Annotated in this window: 20 protein-coding genes; 3 read left to right on the top strand and 17 right to left on the bottom strand. The window is 48.9% G+C overall.

Annotation, left to right across the window (positions count from 1 at the left end; all coding sequences use genetic code 11):
- Positions 1-8: 8 nt before the first annotated feature.
- The 16 genes from ACGHZ6_RS12290 to ACGHZ6_RS12365 form a co-directional block, all read right to left on the bottom strand.
- A complete protein-coding gene (locus ACGHZ6_RS12290) occupies positions 9-1,019 on the bottom strand; it encodes a tail fiber protein (RefSeq protein ID WP_390614255.1) in 1,011 nt (336 codons plus the stop codon).
- Positions 1,016-1,552 (bottom strand): phage tail protein I, encoded by a 537-nt coding sequence (locus tag ACGHZ6_RS12295; RefSeq protein ID WP_390614256.1) that lies wholly within the window; start codon positions 1,550-1,552, stop codon positions 1,016-1,018. Before ACGHZ6_RS12295 ends, ACGHZ6_RS12290 begins: the two co-directional genes overlap by 4 nt.
- A complete protein-coding gene (locus ACGHZ6_RS12300; protein ID WP_390614257.1) occupies positions 1,552-2,532 on the bottom strand; it encodes a baseplate J/gp47 family protein in 981 nt (326 codons plus the stop codon). The genes ACGHZ6_RS12295 and ACGHZ6_RS12300 overlap by 1 nt, the downstream gene beginning before the upstream one ends.
- Positions 2,529-2,855 carry a GPW/gp25 family protein gene (locus ACGHZ6_RS12305; protein ID WP_390614258.1) on the bottom strand — a complete coding sequence of 109 codons (327 nt, stop codon included), beginning with the start codon at positions 2,853-2,855 and terminating at the stop codon, positions 2,529-2,531. The genes ACGHZ6_RS12300 and ACGHZ6_RS12305 overlap by 4 nt, the downstream gene beginning before the upstream one ends.
- A gap of 5 nt (positions 2,856-2,860) precedes the next feature.
- Positions 2,861-3,403, bottom strand: a complete 543-nt coding sequence (locus tag ACGHZ6_RS12310) for a phage baseplate assembly protein V (protein ID WP_390614259.1) — start codon at positions 3,401-3,403, stop codon at positions 2,861-2,863.
- 61 nt (positions 3,404-3,464) lie between these two features.
- Entirely contained in the window at positions 3,465-3,905 is a 441-nt protein-coding gene (locus tag ACGHZ6_RS12315) for a phage virion morphogenesis protein (RefSeq protein WP_390614260.1), read from the bottom strand.
- Positions 3,905-4,432, bottom strand: a complete 528-nt coding sequence (locus ACGHZ6_RS12320) for a phage tail protein (RefSeq protein WP_390614261.1) — start codon at positions 4,430-4,432, stop codon at positions 3,905-3,907. Before ACGHZ6_RS12320 ends, ACGHZ6_RS12315 begins: the two co-directional genes overlap by 1 nt.
- Positions 4,429-4,641 carry a TraR/DksA C4-type zinc finger protein gene (locus ACGHZ6_RS12325; RefSeq protein WP_390614262.1) on the bottom strand — a complete coding sequence of 71 codons (213 nt, stop codon included), beginning with the start codon at positions 4,639-4,641 and terminating at the stop codon, positions 4,429-4,431. The genes ACGHZ6_RS12320 and ACGHZ6_RS12325 overlap by 4 nt, the downstream gene beginning before the upstream one ends.
- A gap of 1 nt (position 4,642) precedes the next feature.
- Positions 4,643-5,194, bottom strand: coding sequence for a hypothetical protein (locus ACGHZ6_RS12330; RefSeq protein WP_390614263.1), 552 nt, complete (start codon positions 5,192-5,194; stop codon positions 4,643-4,645).
- Positions 5,195-5,196: 2 nt separating this feature from the next.
- Positions 5,197-5,742 carry a glycoside hydrolase family 108 protein gene (locus tag ACGHZ6_RS12335; protein ID WP_390614264.1) on the bottom strand — a complete coding sequence of 182 codons (546 nt, stop codon included), beginning with the start codon at positions 5,740-5,742 and terminating at the stop codon, positions 5,197-5,199.
- Positions 5,739-6,041, bottom strand: coding sequence for a hypothetical protein (locus tag ACGHZ6_RS12340; protein ID WP_390614265.1), 303 nt, complete (start codon positions 6,039-6,041; stop codon positions 5,739-5,741). The genes ACGHZ6_RS12335 and ACGHZ6_RS12340 overlap by 4 nt, the downstream gene beginning before the upstream one ends.
- Positions 6,032-6,238, bottom strand: a complete 207-nt coding sequence (locus ACGHZ6_RS12345; RefSeq protein ID WP_390614266.1) for a tail protein X — start codon at positions 6,236-6,238, stop codon at positions 6,032-6,034. Before ACGHZ6_RS12345 ends, ACGHZ6_RS12340 begins: the two co-directional genes overlap by 10 nt.
- A 3-nt stretch (positions 6,239-6,241) precedes the next feature.
- Complete coding sequence (locus ACGHZ6_RS12350; RefSeq protein ID WP_390614267.1) at positions 6,242-6,712, bottom strand: head completion/stabilization protein; 471 nt, start codon at positions 6,710-6,712, stop codon at positions 6,242-6,244.
- Positions 6,713-6,858: 146 nt separating this feature from the next.
- Positions 6,859-7,542, bottom strand: coding sequence for a phage terminase small subunit (gene gpM, locus ACGHZ6_RS12355; protein ID WP_390614268.1), 684 nt, complete (start codon positions 7,540-7,542; stop codon positions 6,859-6,861).
- A gap of 67 nt (positions 7,543-7,609) precedes the next feature.
- The gene (locus tag ACGHZ6_RS12360) at positions 7,610-8,620 is read right to left on the bottom strand and encodes a phage major capsid protein, P2 family (RefSeq protein WP_390614269.1); all 1,011 of its coding nucleotides are present in this window, start codon (positions 8,618-8,620) and stop codon (positions 7,610-7,612) included.
- 60 nt (positions 8,621-8,680) lie between these two features.
- Positions 8,681-9,520: a GPO family capsid scaffolding protein gene (locus ACGHZ6_RS12365; RefSeq protein ID WP_390614270.1), complete on the bottom strand. Its 840-nt coding sequence runs from the start codon at positions 9,518-9,520 to the stop codon at positions 8,681-8,683.
- A 172-nt stretch (positions 9,521-9,692) separates the two neighbouring features.
- On the opposite strand from ACGHZ6_RS12365, the gene ACGHZ6_RS12370 reads away from it, so the two are divergent.
- Both ACGHZ6_RS12370 and ACGHZ6_RS12375 read left to right on the top strand, forming a co-directional pair.
- Positions 9,693-11,489 carry a terminase large subunit domain-containing protein gene (locus ACGHZ6_RS12370; protein WP_390614271.1) on the top strand — a complete coding sequence of 599 codons (1,797 nt, stop codon included), beginning with the start codon at positions 9,693-9,695 and terminating at the stop codon, positions 11,487-11,489.
- Entirely contained in the window at positions 11,489-12,556 is a 1,068-nt protein-coding gene (locus ACGHZ6_RS12375; RefSeq protein ID WP_390614272.1) for a phage portal protein, read from the top strand. Before ACGHZ6_RS12370 ends, ACGHZ6_RS12375 begins: the two co-directional genes overlap by 1 nt.
- A 53-nt stretch (positions 12,557-12,609) precedes the next feature.
- On the opposite strand, the gene ACGHZ6_RS12380 is transcribed toward ACGHZ6_RS12375, so the two are convergent.
- A complete protein-coding gene (locus ACGHZ6_RS12380) occupies positions 12,610-13,440 on the bottom strand; it encodes a hypothetical protein (RefSeq protein WP_390614273.1) in 831 nt (276 codons plus the stop codon).
- 975 nt (positions 13,441-14,415) lie between these two features.
- Here ACGHZ6_RS12380 and ACGHZ6_RS12385 point away from each other — a divergent pair.
- Positions 14,416-15,075, top strand: a complete 660-nt coding sequence (locus tag ACGHZ6_RS12385) for a Bax inhibitor-1/YccA family protein (RefSeq protein WP_390614274.1) — start codon at positions 14,416-14,418, stop codon at positions 15,073-15,075.
- The last annotated feature ends 37 nt before the right edge of the window (positions 15,076-15,112 follow it).

Consider the following 15,112-nt stretch of genomic DNA (forward strand, 5'->3'; position numbering starts at 1 on the left):
AGTACCCCCTAATATTTGATGATGCCCATGAAAGCAATGTTGCGAGATCGGTGTTTATTTAGATCTCTGTACAGAACCGTTGAGCTGTTGTAAGTGCTACTATTTCCGTCTGAACCAGGTAAGTTAATCCGATCAGAATGCATGTGCCCCCACTCAAGTTCGGAGTTATAATTTCCTCCCGCATCTGACCAGCTAGAAGAAGCGGCATAAAATGCATCTTGGGCTTCTTGCCAGGTACCCAAAGCTCGACCAGAATCAATACCGCGACCGTCATCCCAGAAGCGCATAAATTCACCTCGGGCTTCTGGAATGTTAAAAGTTGTTGAGCCGTCACCTGCCCCCCATAGTGTTCCTATGGCTGCAAATAAATCCGAATATGTATCGCGGGATAATTCAGCACCATTCATACGTAGATAACCAGGTGGTGTTACTGAGCCAGCCCAAGGTAAAGGGGTTCCCGCAAGCACACCAGGTGGTGGAGGGTTGTTAGGGTTGTAGTACCAAGGGTCTGCCTTTTCCGGTGTCAGAATTCTGTCCGCTGCGGCACTTTGTACTTCTGAACTTGTTGCCTGTCTGCCAACACCAGCGATAGTCTCGCTGAATGTTGGATAATCAAACTCATTACCCGTTATCGTTACACTTGAAGGGGGTACAGTAGTAAGAGGGATGGTCGCTGTGATTAGCACTTTACCGTCAACCGCCTTACTTACTATGGGTGAGGCTTGTGCGTGGATTGCGAACAGATCGCCATTCTCGTCGACCAGACCAATTTCACGCAAATCATAAACATCAGTGCTGTCATCACGAATAGTTACGTGAATACGATCTGGCGCTAATACAGTAGCCCCAAACGTTGTCATTCGCTTTAGCTCTGTATCAAGATCGGTAGCGGTGCTGTCGGGCACCCAATTACCAGAACCTAGTGCAATTTCTACAATACCCAACTGCAAACCTTGCCCATCTGCGGTTATGGCAGCGGCAATGCCGGCATCGGTAATAATCAGCGGGAGTGTGCTCATGCTTCGACAAATTCCAATCGTTGGTAATAAGTGGCACGAACCGCACCACCGATATTAAGTGCGCTAGAGACTTCTACACCTGACTGCACTTCGTACTGCGAGCGTACAGGCTTGGCGCGATCGATAGCGCGAATAACGGCCTCCTGCAAATCAACGCCAATGGTTTCGCCGTTGTAGTTAATTAATGCATCGAAAGTATGTGGCACACCGGGTTCGTTTTTTTCGAACCATTCGGTGATTGAAATGTTGGAGCCAAAACCGGCTACAACATTTTCTACCGCTTGACGAGTACCTTTAATACGGTGATTTTGAACGGCGGCATTTATCACGCCACGCTTAATGTGTTCAGGCCAATCTTTGTCCCATACATCTACCGACATAGCCCAGGCCAACCATGGCAGCATGTGTACCGGGCAAGTGTCTGGATCCCACACAGGGCGAGCATCCATAGGCAAAGCGTTGTGTCGTTTCGCAATAACAGCTTCTACGTCTTTTTCCAGATTGGAAGCGTTTGGCGGTAGCAGAGAAGTCATTAGGCAACCACCACATTAGATTCGGTGCAGTTAGCGGCTTGGGTATCGGTTATGGGTACATCTTCTGTGGGCGAATTGATAATGACTCGTTTAACCCCTTCTACATGCAAGGCCGCGTAGATGGCCGATATGGCTACCGGCTCACCGATGTTACTTTGCTTGTCTATCAGCTTTTGCAATGACGCTACAGCAGCCTGCAGAATAATATCGGCACCAGGGCCGGATTCTATTTCCACAACCGCATCGATAATGTAATCGACAATTTCCGCGCTGCGAGTCGTTACACGATCAGTTAAAGGGCGAACGTTGTGGGCGCTTAAGCGTACGCTTACGGTATCCAACAGCGGCTGATCGGCTGTACCATTGCCCTGGCGAGAAAGAATGGTAACAGCGACATCACCAGGCATAGGGTTGGCTAGGCCAGCGTCATCATCCACCTGAAGGCAGATAACGCCTTCAGGTAATTGATCAAGAATTGCCTGTGATAAATTGGCGTAGGAAAACTTCGGGGCCTTGATAGCGACATCTGCCACATTGGCATCGGCACTGCGGGCATGAAATTCATACGCGCCTTCTGGGCCTGCGGTGCTTTTGCCTTCTTGCGATAACTGAATGCGTAAACGGTAATCTGCGTCTTTTTCGTATACCGGCTCTACGGGGGGCACTGCATTCGGATCACCCTCTTCAAGCAGCAGGCGCGGAACATCAAAGCGGGCACCGATATTATCCAAATCTGCCCCGACCGAATACGCCAACATAACGGCTAGCGCCGATTCGTTTTGGCGTTGACGTAACAGGGTTTCGCGATAGGCGGCTACTTGCAAAATTGCATAAGCTGGATCTGATTCTACCAAGGCGTCGTATTGTGAGTCCCGCGCTTTGAGATCGTCCAGCATTTCGGCAAAGACTTGCTCGAAGCTGATTTCTTCAATGATATCGGGTGGAGGCAGCTGGGATAAATCAACGGCGGTGTAACTCATAGCGGCACCCCTTCAAACAGAACTCGCTCACCTGATTCGCGATCCTCACCGTATACGGTTATGGCGGCTTTGCCGTTGGACTCAATACTGGTTGTTAGGCGCTGTAAGTTTAAGCGTGGTTCCCAACGCACCAGTGCATCGGCACTGGCAGCGATTAAACGCATTCTGCCTGCAGGGTTGGCGGGCTGATCCACCATATGAAATAACAAAGAGCCGTAGTCGCGGCGCATTACGCGGGAACCAATGGGCGTGGAAAGAATATTGCCGATAGATTGGCGCAGGTGGTCAACACCTGTTAATAGCTGTCCGGTATTTGCGCTCATGCCGTTCATTGCGCAGCGCTCGTATTTACGCCGCCACCGGCGTCATTACCGTCATTTTGTTTGTGGGTGTGACTGATTTGGCTTATTTCACCCGCAACTTGGTCTCCCGTACTGATGTGTGTACCGTCTTGGTTAAGATCGCCATTCAACTCGACATTCGCATTGATGATAATTTTGGTAGGCAAATTGAGGGTGATTGTGCCCTCTTCTTTGTTGAGTTCGTAGCTAATGCCACCGCGAAACAGTTTGCTAATGATGTCGGCATCATTGCTGGGGGCTGGGTGGTCATTGCTGTTTAAAGAGCACAGCACGATGGCTTGCGCAGTGTCGCCATTAGGGCACAGCACCACTACCTGTTCACCCTCGCTGTAAGGTTCCCAATCACGGTCATCACCGGCGCGCTTAACACCCCAGTTGATCCAGTTACTTTCCCAGCCTTGAGAGTCTTTCACGCGCACTTTTGCAGCGGTCGTATCAACGGCAAACACGGTACCCATACGCACGATGTTTTCGAGTAGGCGGTGAAGTTCTGCAAGGGAATAATTCATGTAGCGAGTGTGTTTTTCTTACATGAAAAATGCACTCGTTTGGCGGTTAGATAAGTGTTATCTAACTGTTTTTCTGTAGCAGATGATTTTCTATCAATTCTTGTATGGCTTGAATATCGTCATCTGTAAAGCCTAACAGTTTTCGCTCTGCGAATTGAATAGACTGGCCAAAGAAAGTTTCTCGTAAACCGTAATGGTGAGTACGTGCAATACTGCCGCTACGGCCTTCAAACCCTACGGTAACACCGTTTGCCCTACTACGAATTTTTATGTGCCTGCGGGTACGTAGCTTTTTGAACATCGATCGCTGGCGTAAGGTGCCCCGCTGGTCCTTCCGCTCTTCAAATGGTGTGCCATCGGGTTGTACCTGGTCGGCAATTCTCTGGGCGTTGCGTTGACGCAACAAAAAACCTATTTGCTGATTAAGCTTTTTAACTTCGCCAGATTCCAGCTGTTTAAGAAGCTGGCCAACCCAATCTTTAATATCGAGTACTTCAGCCACTAGCCTTCAGCCGGTTCTGGTAGTGTGTGGTCTTCAGGGTTTTCACCAGGTACGGGGCGGGGAACTACCGCTTGCCACTCGGCAATCTTCTTGGACCCATCAGGCTCGCTATCATCTTTAAGGAAAAGCTCTACGGTGCCTTCGTAGAGTTCGTCCGGTACCGGGTCGGCACGGTAATATAGGCTTGTGCCTGTCTCTGTGGGTATAGGCAGAATGCTGTGCTGTAGCTGTAATGTGAAAAGCACATCGCTTTTACCCTGGTCAAGAATATCGCATTCGAAATCGAAGCTGTCTTCGCGCTCGGGCTCCAGCTTGTTTAGCCACTGTATAACAAAGAATGCCAATACCTCGACATCACCAGGAAAGTCGGTGACCAGCACTTCTACTGGGGTTTGCAGATAGATAGTGTTTGTACCTGCACGGGATAGTATTTTTCCCTTTCTTACCGTGGTGTGTAGCTGACCAGCATCGATATTCAGGGCTTGCGCTTGTAACAAGTGATCCCGCAGAAGCTGTACCTTTTTCATACTAAACCTCGGGCCTCAAGGGATTCATAGTCATTCTGGCAAGGTACACAGCGCTCTACTCCACCATGGGCCATCCTGTCTGCTGGGATAGGTTCTTCACAGTCTAAGCAGTGGGTTAAAGACTTAACAGGCTGGGCAGGCCTTACACGGTTTATTTGCTCTGCCATTTCAGCTTCGCGCTGTTGCGCTCGATCGAATATGTCTGGCATGTTAATTACCTTCTTTCGACCCGGGCATGATCGCTTTGAATTGGTCCTTAAGCTTGCTGCCCCAGCTTGAACCAAAAAAGAAGCCTATAACCTGCTGCCTTTCAGCCCATAGTGCATTGATCGAGAATCCAGACGCATTGCCTATCACTAAAGCTAAATTCTCGTCATCGACCAACCAGAACGCCAAACCATTAAGAAGTAGCAACAGGAATACCAGCCAGTGATTTTGCTTAATGATCTGATTGGCAATAATGTCTGCTTGCTGGTGGCCTGTACCTTGGTACATCTCGCGGGCTTTGTTGCGGTCCTCAAACAAAGCCATATTGATCTCATGCTCGTGTTCGAGCAGTTTGTCACGAATCTGTGACTGTAGCGCAGCATCTGCCTCGGCTTTTGCTAACGCGGCTTCGGGATTAGTCTCACCGGTAACCACCTGGGCTACTTGGACTATCTTCTCTGCTGTTTTTGCACCCAGCTTTTCACTTAGCCAGTTATCAAAACCAGTAAGCTTGGCAATACCTTTTGCAGCTGCAATTGCTGTTAATGGATCCATGATTACACCACCCTGTTCAATAACCAGCCATAGATGAAGGTTTCGTCTTTTTCACGACGCTCGGTAAGCTCAATATAGAAAGCGCCCTGCAAGCAGTTAAGAGCGCGATGCAACACGATTAGGCCTTCATCACCACGTGCATCCCTGTAGGCCATTAATGCCAATAAGCTCTGGTAACCGAGCTTTCCGTCTACCTTAATATCTTTGTAAATACCCTGCTTGAGGTTCAGCACATTAAGGCTGCGCTGCAGGAATGTGGCTGCTCGATATGTACCCAGGTTAACCCCGGTATCGAACAGCTCTTCAGCAATGGCAGGACAAATTCCCTCGATAGCATTCAGGTTAAGGCTGTCCCAGTATTCGGTGGTGTAAATTTTGGCAGCCACTGTTTGTGGCAACTCTGACATTTTTCCCTGGTAACCATGCCTGCGTGCGACCTCTTCGGTAACACCCCAACGGGTTTTGCCGCCGCTGTCATCTTTGTTGTCTGAGTAGCCGCCCTCGATCACCATGAGGGTGGCAATAGACTTTTGTTTAAGATCGGTCAATGTGCTTTACCTCCAATGTATTTGTGTACTACACGCTCGAGTGCGCTTGTCCCCAGACTGGCCAAGGCGGCGCTTAATCCGTACAGTGCAAGTCCTGGCAAGTTGGGTATCCAAAGCAATACGGAACCAGCAGCAATAGCGAGAATGCCACTGGTAATGCAACGCCCGAACATTAGGCGGTAAGTGATTTGCTCATCACTGTTTAGGAGTTGCCCCAGACCAGCAGCGACGCCAATTAACAACATAATAATTACGGCTTGCGTTTCCTTACTGATATTGTCCAGCACGTTTAGTCCCATAAGTTGATTGTGTTGGTGGTGGGTTGTGGAGTCTCTTCAGGCAATACAACGCTGGTACCCATGGGGATAATTGGCCCCATGTCGGCCAAGCCCGGGTTAAGCTTTAAAACCGTTTCGGTAACACCTTGGGTTTGGCGTAGGTGCCTATGGCAAATTAGGTCTACGGTGTCGCCCTGTTGTGCCGTTACCGTACGCATGGCTTAAATCAGCTCCACGACTGAGCGGCTTTTACCCAGTAAGTCAGATACGGCGTTATGGGCTTTAGCTATGTAGTCATCAGTCTTGCTTTCCATTTCATCCGCGCGGTCGTGGCCAGATTTGGTGGTGTCGTAATCACGGTACTGATCTACGATGTCGGCCTTTGCCCGGTAGTACACGGCGGTCTGGTACTGCAATACCTTTTCGCTGATATCTTCATAGGTAGGCGCTGGCACCACCTCAAGGTTCAGGTAACCGCTGGCAATTTGTTCGGCATGCCATGTGGCCAGCACACCGTTGGTTGTGATCATGGCCATTTGCACAGCCATTCGGGCAGCCTCATCACTTACCGGATTGTCTACGCGATATTGGGTTTTAAAGTCGGTGAGGCTGAGATCAGGAAAAAAGCCGTTATTGGGGATAGATATTTCGGCCGCTTCACCTGGTGTGTTGTTGGCAATATGGGTGGGCATGTGCTCTACCTGCTGGCAGCCCCGCTAAAAATGCGGGCGGCACTGGTTTGGTGTGGAGGTCATTCCACCTTAACCAGGCCGCCGCATTGCGCCGGGGGTAGGCTCGGTGACTTAAGGGTTGTGTGGCGCAACCCATTAAGTGTTTGTTACTGGTTGGCCTTTTTCTTAAGTCCATCCAGAATCTTTTTAACGCCTGCACGCTCATCGAGTTTGAGTGCGGCTTCCAGTTGTGGGATAGCCTCTTCAATGCGATCGCGGTTGGCGTAAGTTAAGCCCAGGCCTTTGTGCACCTTGGCACGTACCTGGTCAATCATGTCCATCTCTGCTGTGAGTTCGGCAACATGCTCGAGAGAACCAATGTCGAAGTCATTAGATTCAGCGTTTGTAATCGCCTGCTCTGCCACCTCTTCGGCCAGCAAGTCAACCAGGTCACGCTTGTACTGATCAGGCGTTGAAAGCTTGTGCTTGAGAGCATATTCGCCAATCAGTAATGCTGTTGTTAAATCACCGCAATCGATGGCCCATACCATGATGGTGGTTAAAACGTTGTCCTGCTCACCGGTGGCAGCTTCCAGCACACCTTCAACATAAGGCAGATACTTTGGCAGCAACTCTTGTTTGAGCTCTACTTTACGCTTAAGCGACTTAACCAGCTTGAGGCGGCGCTTATCGTTACCCAGCTCTGCCAGTTTCAGCTCGTACTGGGTGGCGTCTTTGTGGGGGTTGTCTTTGGCATCTTTGGCACCCTGCTGTGCCAGCACCTTTTCACGGTGCTTACGGAACACGTTTACACGTTTTTTAGGCTCCGTTTGCTCTTTATAACTATTCATGGCTTTGCCTTTTATCTAAGTCAGTTAAAAAATGTGCGGCTTGCGCCGCACTAATACCTGGCTTGTATTACGCTGACTCAGTGATGTTTTCTACAAAGGCTACGCTTTCGTAGTCTTCTACTACGTAGTCTTCGTTAACACTCTGATAGTCCTCTACACGGTCAAGCTTGGAATTCTCTTCGATAGAGCGGCGACGTGAACCTTCCTGCCAGTAAATAGACAGATTATCCAGAGGAGTAACAAGGAAAGCATTTGGCGGGAAGAACGGAACGCGCATAGCCTTCAGTCCACCAACTTTCTTGTTCCCAATCAGAACATCGGTAGCTAACTTCTCAGTTGGTTCGCCATGATCATTTACCAGGGCTTCGAATTTGTCGTTGAACAAGGTGCGGCCAAGAATTACTACCAGCTCGGTATCTTCCTGTACCCACTCTGCGATTAGCTCGTTAGTGGCAGACATAACGGCCGCGTCCAGATTATTGAAGTCTGGAGAGCCGGTTCCACCAATGGTAATACCGTCTGTGTGATGCGCTGGTGCTTCGGTGCGAATCTTTTCCAGCCAGCCGATATTCACATCTTGCAGCAATGGATTCGCAACACGGTTGGTATTAACCGCAGCTGAGGTACCGTTAAAACCAATCATGATACGGTCACGACCAATCTGCTTGGTAACGGCTGCCTGCACCAATTTCTGAAAATCTTTGCGGTGACGCCATGAATCCAGCTTCGCATACGACAGATGGGTATCGAAATTGGTTTGACGGCACATGTAGGTGAATTCATCCTCACCGGTAGGATCCTGCGTAGTACGCTCGGTACCGCCTGCCGTATTAGAGCGGCCTGCTATTGTGCTATTGGCACCGATGCCCACCTTACGGCCACTCTGATTGATAACAGAGGTGATATTGATTTTTTGCAGGAAGCCAGAGGATTCTTTGATGCGCTCTTCAAGCTTGGTTTCTACATCAGGAGTAACGCTGAATTTTTTACCATCAGCTACGACTGCTATATCTACATCATTGAGCTTTGCAATTTGAGTATTGAAGCCGTGAATCTGTTTTCGAGTATCTTTATGCATGGCTGCGTGTCCTTTTCGGAGTTTCGATGCTGTTAATATCGGGTTTAGCGTCCGTGCTTATTAGCAGTCGGCCAGTTCTGCACCATCACCACCGGTAGCGGGTGGACGGCTGCTGTAATTGTTGCTTGGGGTTTCGTCCAGATCTGACTTAAGGCTTTCCAGCTCGTTCTTAAGCTCGGTTACCTCTTCTTTCAGCTGAGTAAAGTGTTCTTCGTTGTCTTCGCCATCACCCAGCTTGCTAACCTGCTCGGTCAGTGCCTGCTGGGATTCGGCGATAGCTAGAACGCTTTCGTTGACATCAGAAAAACGCTGATCGTCGTTATCTGACTTCTTATTCAAAAGATCTTTAACTCGGGAAAACAGGCTTGGTTTGGAAAGCTCCTCCTCTTCAAACTCAATATGACCTTCGAGTTCAAGGGCTGACGAGAAGAGGTTTTCAGGGCGTTGCTTTCTTTCCGCCAAAGGATTTAATTCAGCGTTTGCGCTGAATTTCATCATCTCGGTACCTAAAGAGGCGGGGCTGTTGGTATGAGCCAGCCCTACGAAATAAGGCTTATTGGTATCAGAGAAGTCGGGGTCCATCTCAATAGACCAAAACGCCATGGTGCGTTTTTCAGCTATATCGATTCCCTTCTTATTAGGAGAGAACTGGGCGTACAAGCCAAGCTTACCCTTGAGCTTGCCTTCGGTGACTTCCTCGGTTCTTAAAGCAAGAACATCACCAGTAGCAGCGAAATCACCTTCAGGGTTCAGACTACGCAGATGCTCAATCCAGGTTCGAGCGCCATAGACTTCAGGGTCATATTCTGTTGCCAAGACCTCAAGGTCTTCGCGTGTTAATACTCTTCCATCGGTTGTTTGACCTTCAACGGCTACCCGGAAAAATTTTGATTTAATCATGGTGTGGCGTCCATGTTGGCAATTTGTGTGGCGTTAATGCAATAATTTGCTGAGCAGTAGCCTGCACTTTTGCGGGAAAAGCCTTTAGCTTCAATGTGTTATGAGTTAGATAAGCCTTATCTAACTGGCAAGCATTAATAGGAAGGTGTGTTTGTCGGGTAGCGTTGCCCGCATGAATTCGCCAACTGCCAGCACCACCGTTTACAGCGGTGAAGAAATCCCACCAGAGTTACGTGATAAGGCCCGCAATATGTATTGGGCAGGTTTTCGCGTTGCCCAAATTTCAAAAAAAATCGGTGTTAATGCCGCCACCATTCACAGCTGGAAAAAGCGTGATGAATGGGACAGCGCGCCTGTTGTACAACGGGTTGAAAGCTCGATTGATGCTCGCCTTGTTCAACTGATTGCCAAGGATGATAAAACCGATGGTGAACTGAAAGAAATCGAGGTTCTTACCCGCTCACTACAGCGAACTGCCCGCATTCGTAAGTTTGACCAAGGCGGCAATGAAACAGATTTAAACCCGAAAATTAAGCACCGCAATAAACCCAGCAAAAGGCGCCATGTAGCAAAAAACGAAATTGATGAAGAGGCACTGGAAAAGCTGGAGTCGGCGTTCTTCGATTCCATCTTCCCACACCAGAAAGAGTGGCACCAAGCCGGTTTAGCACATGCCATTCGCCAGATTGTAAAAAGTCGTCAAATTGGTGCGACCTTTTATTTTGCCCGTGAGGCAGTACTCGATGCAGCCAAGTACGGTAGAAACAAGCTGTTTATTTCTGCATCCAAAGCTCAGGCGCATGTATTCAAGCGCAACATTATCAATTTTGTGCGGGAAGCCACCGGCATCGAACTTAAAGGTGACCCAATTGTTTTGGCTAACGGTGCCGAAATGCACTTCCTGGGTACCAATAAGAATACCGCGCAAAGTTATTCGGGCGATTTGTACATTGACGAATGCTTCTGGATCCCGAATTTCCAGCAGATTGAACACGTAGCCAGCGGCATGGCGGTGCTTGATGATCGCCGCTTGACGTACTTCTCAACCCCCTCTTCCGTTGATCACCCTGCTTACCCAACGTGGAGCGGTGAACATTTCAATGTTGGCCGACCAAAAGATGATCATATCTATCTGGACGTTAGCCATAAGGCGCTCAAAGATGGTCGACTGTGTGAGGATGGCCACTGGCGGCAGCTGGTAACGATTGAAGATGCGATCGACAAAGGCTACGACGTGGTCACCATGGAGAAACTTCGGCTGAAATTCCCACCAGCTAAGTTCGACAACCTGTTGATGTGTAAATTTGTCGACGGTGCCACCAGTGTGTTCTCGCTTAGCGAGCTACAAAAATGCATGGTTGATAGCTGGGAGGTTTGGAGCGATTACAAACCGTTTGCAGCCAAACCATTGGGCGACCGCCCGGTATGGGTTGGCTATGACCCCAGCCGCTCCCGCGATGATGCCTGTTTGGCGGTTGTTGCCCCACCACTGGTTGAAGGTGGTAAATATCGCTTGATTGAAAAGATCACCCTGCAGGACAAAAGCTTCGAGGACCAGGCAAAGACCATTCACGAAATCACCACTAAATACAACGTCGAATATATGGGCATTGATGCTAGCGGCATGGGCCTTGGCGTTTATGAACTGGTTAAAAAGTTCTACCCAGCCGTTACCAAGATTGTCTACAACGTCGACGTTAAAAACCGCCTGGTGCTGAAATCCAAGCAGCTCATTGGCGGCGGCCAGTTTGAATACGATGCCGGCGACAAAGATTTAACCATGGCCTTTATGACTATCAACAAAAACACCACCGGTAGCGGCCAGATTTCATACGCTGCCAGCCGTACCGCATCCACAGGTCATGCCGATGAAGCCTGGGCGGTCATGCATGCGCTAGATAAGGTCCAGTTCAGCTGGAACGATGAAAGCGAACAAAGTACATCTAAGAATATTATGGAGATTTCCTAATGGGTAACCGTAGAAACCAAAAGCGGGCTAACCGTAACAATCACAGCAGTGAAACCGTTGAACACGCTACCCAACAGAGTGACACCGCCATGGCCTTCAGCTTTGGGGATCCTGAAAGTGTTTTGGATTCTTCACAGATTCTGGATTATGCCGAATGCTGGGAGCACGATGATTACTACGAACCGCCGATATCCTTTGATGGTCTGGCCAAGTCATTCCGAGCGGCACCGCACCACTCAAGCGCCATCTACCTTAAGCGAAACATTCTGGCCAGCACCTTTGTACCCCACAAGCGCCTAAGCAAACAGGAATTCAGCGCCTATGCTCTGGATTACCTGGTGTTCGGCAACGCATTTCTAGAAGAGATCCCAAGTAAGCTGGGCGGTACGGTAAAGTTTAAGCGCTCCCCGGCCAAATACACCCGCCGCATGCGTGAAGCAGACCGTTATTGCTTCTTGCGCGGCTGGCAGGACAAACATGAATTTGATAAAGGTGCCGTTTTCCACCTGGTGGAACCCGATATCAATCAGGAGATTTACGGCCTACCTGAGTACCTGGCATCCCTCAACAGTGCATGGCTGAATGAGTCCGCCACCCTATTTCGCCGCAAATACTACAAGAACGGCAGCCATGCCGGATTCATTCTGTATATGACCGATGCAGCCCAAGAAACTCAAGATGTCGATAACCTACGCCAAGCACTGAAGGATTCTAAGGGCCCGGGCAACTTCAAGAACCTGTTCATGTATGCACCCAACGGCAAGAAAGAAGGCCTGCAGGTGATACCAATCAGTGAGGTCCAGGCCAAAGACGAATTCTTCAATATCAAGAACGTCACCCGTAACGACCAGCTGGCAGCCCACCGAGTATGGGCAGGCCTGATTGGTGTGATACCGGAAAACAGCGGCGGGTTCGGCAACCCCAAGGATGCGGCCGCCGTATTCACCCGCAATGAGATTCAGCCCCTGCAGGAGCGTTTGACCGAGTTTAATGACTGGGCTGGTGAGAAAATCATCGAATTCAAACCCTATGAGATCGAGCTACCTGACGGCAAAGACACCAAATAACCTCTCCCTCGTTGTAGTCCTGCTTGCCCCGGCCGCCCAGCCGGGGCTTTTTTTTAGATTGTAACCATATGCAAGAACTGGTTATTTCTGATGTATGAAATGACCTTGTCTCGGTCTACTTCTGGATTCATGGTTATGAACCAATCAAAACTTTCAACTCGTATTGGTCCCGCACCAAGATCACTAAGATCAAGAACAATCTCTTTCGTTTCTTTATCTGTCAACGTGGTTGCAAGCTTGACATGAATAGTAGACTTATCATCCGTCGATATTATCGAACGAGAATACCTACCTGATCTTGTAGAGCTAACCAAAGACAGTTTTCTTTCAAAGGAATTGAGTCTGTCTATTAAATAACCTTGAAGGTCATTACCAGGGTGAATATCCTTCATTACCTTCGTGGTAACAGCTCTGTAGACAGGGTTGTCAGGCTCAGAGTCCTTGAGAGCTTCAGCGGCCATTTTTTCAAGTTGGGGCTTTAATATTTCAACTCCAGCCATATCGTCACGATAAAAGATAGTTCTCTCATCTGAGATGTCGAAAGGAAGTTGCGTTCCCTCCTCTGCAAGCGATACTACAGGCAGTCGCGCCGCATGCCTTACAGCCAATTCATACATGACATTTGGGTTTAATGTAGTGAGGTTAGCTATAACGAGATCATCGTTCAGAATGTGCTCAAGTACTTGGCCTGTAATAGAGCCCATAGTTTCAATCCTGTGAGCCACCACGACTTCCAGTCCTAGGGATTCACATACCGGCTCAATCACCGAATCAATTAAACCATCAGCAGACCGCCTGACGTCGGTCCCATCACCACCTATCGGCGTTACAACAAAGCATTTGTTTTCTCCGTTGCTTTTCTTCGCCTGGTCCTTTTTAGCCATTACAACCCCTTTATTAATAAATCCCTAAATCCTAATAGATAATACCTTAAACCCGCCTGAGACCCCACCAGAAAGCACCATCCCCCGAGCTCCGCAGTCTACCCCCCGCCACGCCTGCGGGCTAAACAGTGCGAATTTTATGCAACTGCCCAAATGGCCGAAGCCCCCAGCACACATGATGGTCAATGTAGTCAATGGGGTTGCAGGTTTTATGCGATTCGCTGCAAACGCATGCACCTTAAATTAAGCAGATTCAGGCCCCACCTACCCCCCCTAATTTCTGGGCTGGTAATTTTGGTAATCGTAAATCAGATGGACACCTAACCTATTGATTTATAAGGATTTAAGTAATTACCTATATATGGTGATCTATGGTAATTCAAAAGGTAATCCACTATTAACTCTTTGTTTTTAAAGGAGTTTTTATTTTTTATATATTACCTTTACTAAAGTAATTCGATTACTCATAGATTACTATCTGATTACCCTTCTGCAATCCAACAAAGCCCCGTAAAAACAGGGAGTTAGAGCCAATCCCCCAAGAAGTTACCATTGTTACCGTTTCAGAAGCCCCCCACCTATTTTGAGCCAAGCCTCGCACGCGTACGGGCGCACACGCGTATATATCGCTAACGCTCACACTATTGGGACCAATCTGGGACTGATATACAGTCCCCGGCCAATGCTTTAGAATAGAACCCCCTTGATACTACTGGGCTGTAGCCTGCAGGGCATATTTTGATAGGGTTCGAATCCCTGCCCCACCGCCATCATTCCTAAAAGGCTCCGCACTGCGGGGCCTTTTTTGTATCTGGCTCCCTTACTCAGCCAAAAGTATCAAAACCCCCACAAAAACAATGGGTTAGCCATAAACGAAATTTAACAATTCCCAGCGCTATTCACCTTGGCTTTTTCCATAGCCCTTTGTATGATTAACCCAAACTCGGAATTGGTAGCCATCAACGGAGATTGACTATGCAAGAGATTTACAACGCCTCAACAACCGAACAAGAGGTCTCACAATTACAGGTCAGCAAGGTACTGCGTAATACTTACGCTCTACTGGCCATGACCATTGCCTTCAGTGCAATCACGGCGGTTATCTCCATGGCCGTTAACGCCCCTTACATGGGCCTGTGGATGTTACTGCCTTACTTTATCTGCCTGTTTATGGTCGAGAAAACCAAAAATAGCGCTGCAGGCCTATTCTGGGTATTCGCCCTGACCGGCTGGATGGGCTTCACTCTGGGCCCCATTCTTAGCTTCTATATTGGCATGTCCGGCATCGAGCCTGTCCTGACAGCCCTGGGCGGAACCGCACTGATCTTCTTCGGCCTGTCAGCCTACGTTCTGATCACCCGTAAAGATCTGAGCTTTATGACTGGCTTCCTGATGACCGGTATCCTGGTTGCTTTCGTAGCCGGTATTGCCAACGTCTTCCTTGGCATTGCAGGTCTGGGCCTGGCAGTAAGCTGCATGTTCTTACTACTGTCTTCCGGTCTGATCATGTGGCAAACCAGCCAAATCATTCACGGCGGTGAAACTAACTATATTTCAGCAACAGTGACCCTGTACGTAATGATCTACAATCTGTTCACTATCCTGCTGAGCTTCCTGGGTGGCAGCGACGAATAATATCGCTCCACTCACGAAAAAGCCCCGCTCTGCGGGG

It is taken from the genome of Maricurvus nonylphenolicus (genome assembly GCF_042854845.1).
GTDB classification, from domain to species: Bacteria; Pseudomonadota; Gammaproteobacteria; order Pseudomonadales; family Cellvibrionaceae; genus Maricurvus; species Maricurvus nonylphenolicus.

Bases quoted from the DNA above. Each gene is read 5' to 3' on its own strand.
- ACGHZ6_RS12290 (WP_390614255.1), bottom strand. From the start codon at position 1,019: ATGAGCACACTCCCGCTGATTATTACCGATGCCGGCATTGCCGCTGCC.
- ACGHZ6_RS12295 (WP_390614256.1), bottom strand. From the start codon at position 1,552: ATGACTTCTCTGCTACCGCCAAACGCTTCCAATCTGGAAAAAGACGTA.
- ACGHZ6_RS12300 (WP_390614257.1), bottom strand. From the start codon at position 2,532: ATGAGTTACACCGCCGTTGATTTATCCCAGCTGCCTCCACCCGATATC.
- ACGHZ6_RS12305 (WP_390614258.1), bottom strand. From the start codon at position 2,855: ATGAGCGCAAATACCGGACAGCTATTAACAGGTGTTGACCACCTGCGC.
- ACGHZ6_RS12310 (WP_390614259.1), bottom strand. From the start codon at position 3,403: ATGAATTATTCCCTTGCAGAACTTCACCGCCTACTCGAAAACATCGTG.
- ACGHZ6_RS12320 (WP_390614261.1), bottom strand. From the start codon at position 4,432: ATGAAAAAGGTACAGCTTCTGCGGGATCACTTGTTACAAGCGCAAGCC.
- ACGHZ6_RS12325 (WP_390614262.1), bottom strand. From the start codon at position 4,641: ATGCCAGACATATTCGATCGAGCGCAACAGCGCGAAGCTGAAATGGCA.
- ACGHZ6_RS12330 (WP_390614263.1), bottom strand. From the start codon at position 5,194: ATGGATCCATTAACAGCAATTGCAGCTGCAAAAGGTATTGCCAAGCTT.
- ACGHZ6_RS12340 (WP_390614265.1), bottom strand. From the start codon at position 6,041: ATGGGACTAAACGTGCTGGACAATATCAGTAAGGAAACGCAAGCCGTA.
- ACGHZ6_RS12345 (WP_390614266.1), bottom strand. From the start codon at position 6,238: ATGCGTACGGTAACGGCACAACAGGGCGACACCGTAGACCTAATTTGC.
- ACGHZ6_RS12350 (WP_390614267.1), bottom strand. From the start codon at position 6,712: ATGCCCACCCATATTGCCAACAACACACCAGGTGAAGCGGCCGAAATA.
- gpM (WP_390614268.1), bottom strand. From the start codon at position 7,542: ATGAATAGTTATAAAGAGCAAACGGAGCCTAAAAAACGTGTAAACGTG.
- ACGHZ6_RS12360 (WP_390614269.1), bottom strand. From the start codon at position 8,620: ATGCATAAAGATACTCGAAAACAGATTCACGGCTTCAATACTCAAATT.
- ACGHZ6_RS12365 (WP_390614270.1), bottom strand. From the start codon at position 9,520: ATGATTAAATCAAAATTTTTCCGGGTAGCCGTTGAAGGTCAAACAACC.
- ACGHZ6_RS12370 (WP_390614271.1), top strand. From the start codon at position 9,693: ATGAATTCGCCAACTGCCAGCACCACCGTTTACAGCGGTGAAGAAATC.
- ACGHZ6_RS12375 (WP_390614272.1), top strand. From the start codon at position 11,489: ATGGGTAACCGTAGAAACCAAAAGCGGGCTAACCGTAACAATCACAGC.
- ACGHZ6_RS12380 (WP_390614273.1), bottom strand. From the start codon at position 13,440: ATGGCTAAAAAGGACCAGGCGAAGAAAAGCAACGGAGAAAACAAATGC.
- ACGHZ6_RS12385 (WP_390614274.1), top strand. From the start codon at position 14,416: ATGCAAGAGATTTACAACGCCTCAACAACCGAACAAGAGGTCTCACAA.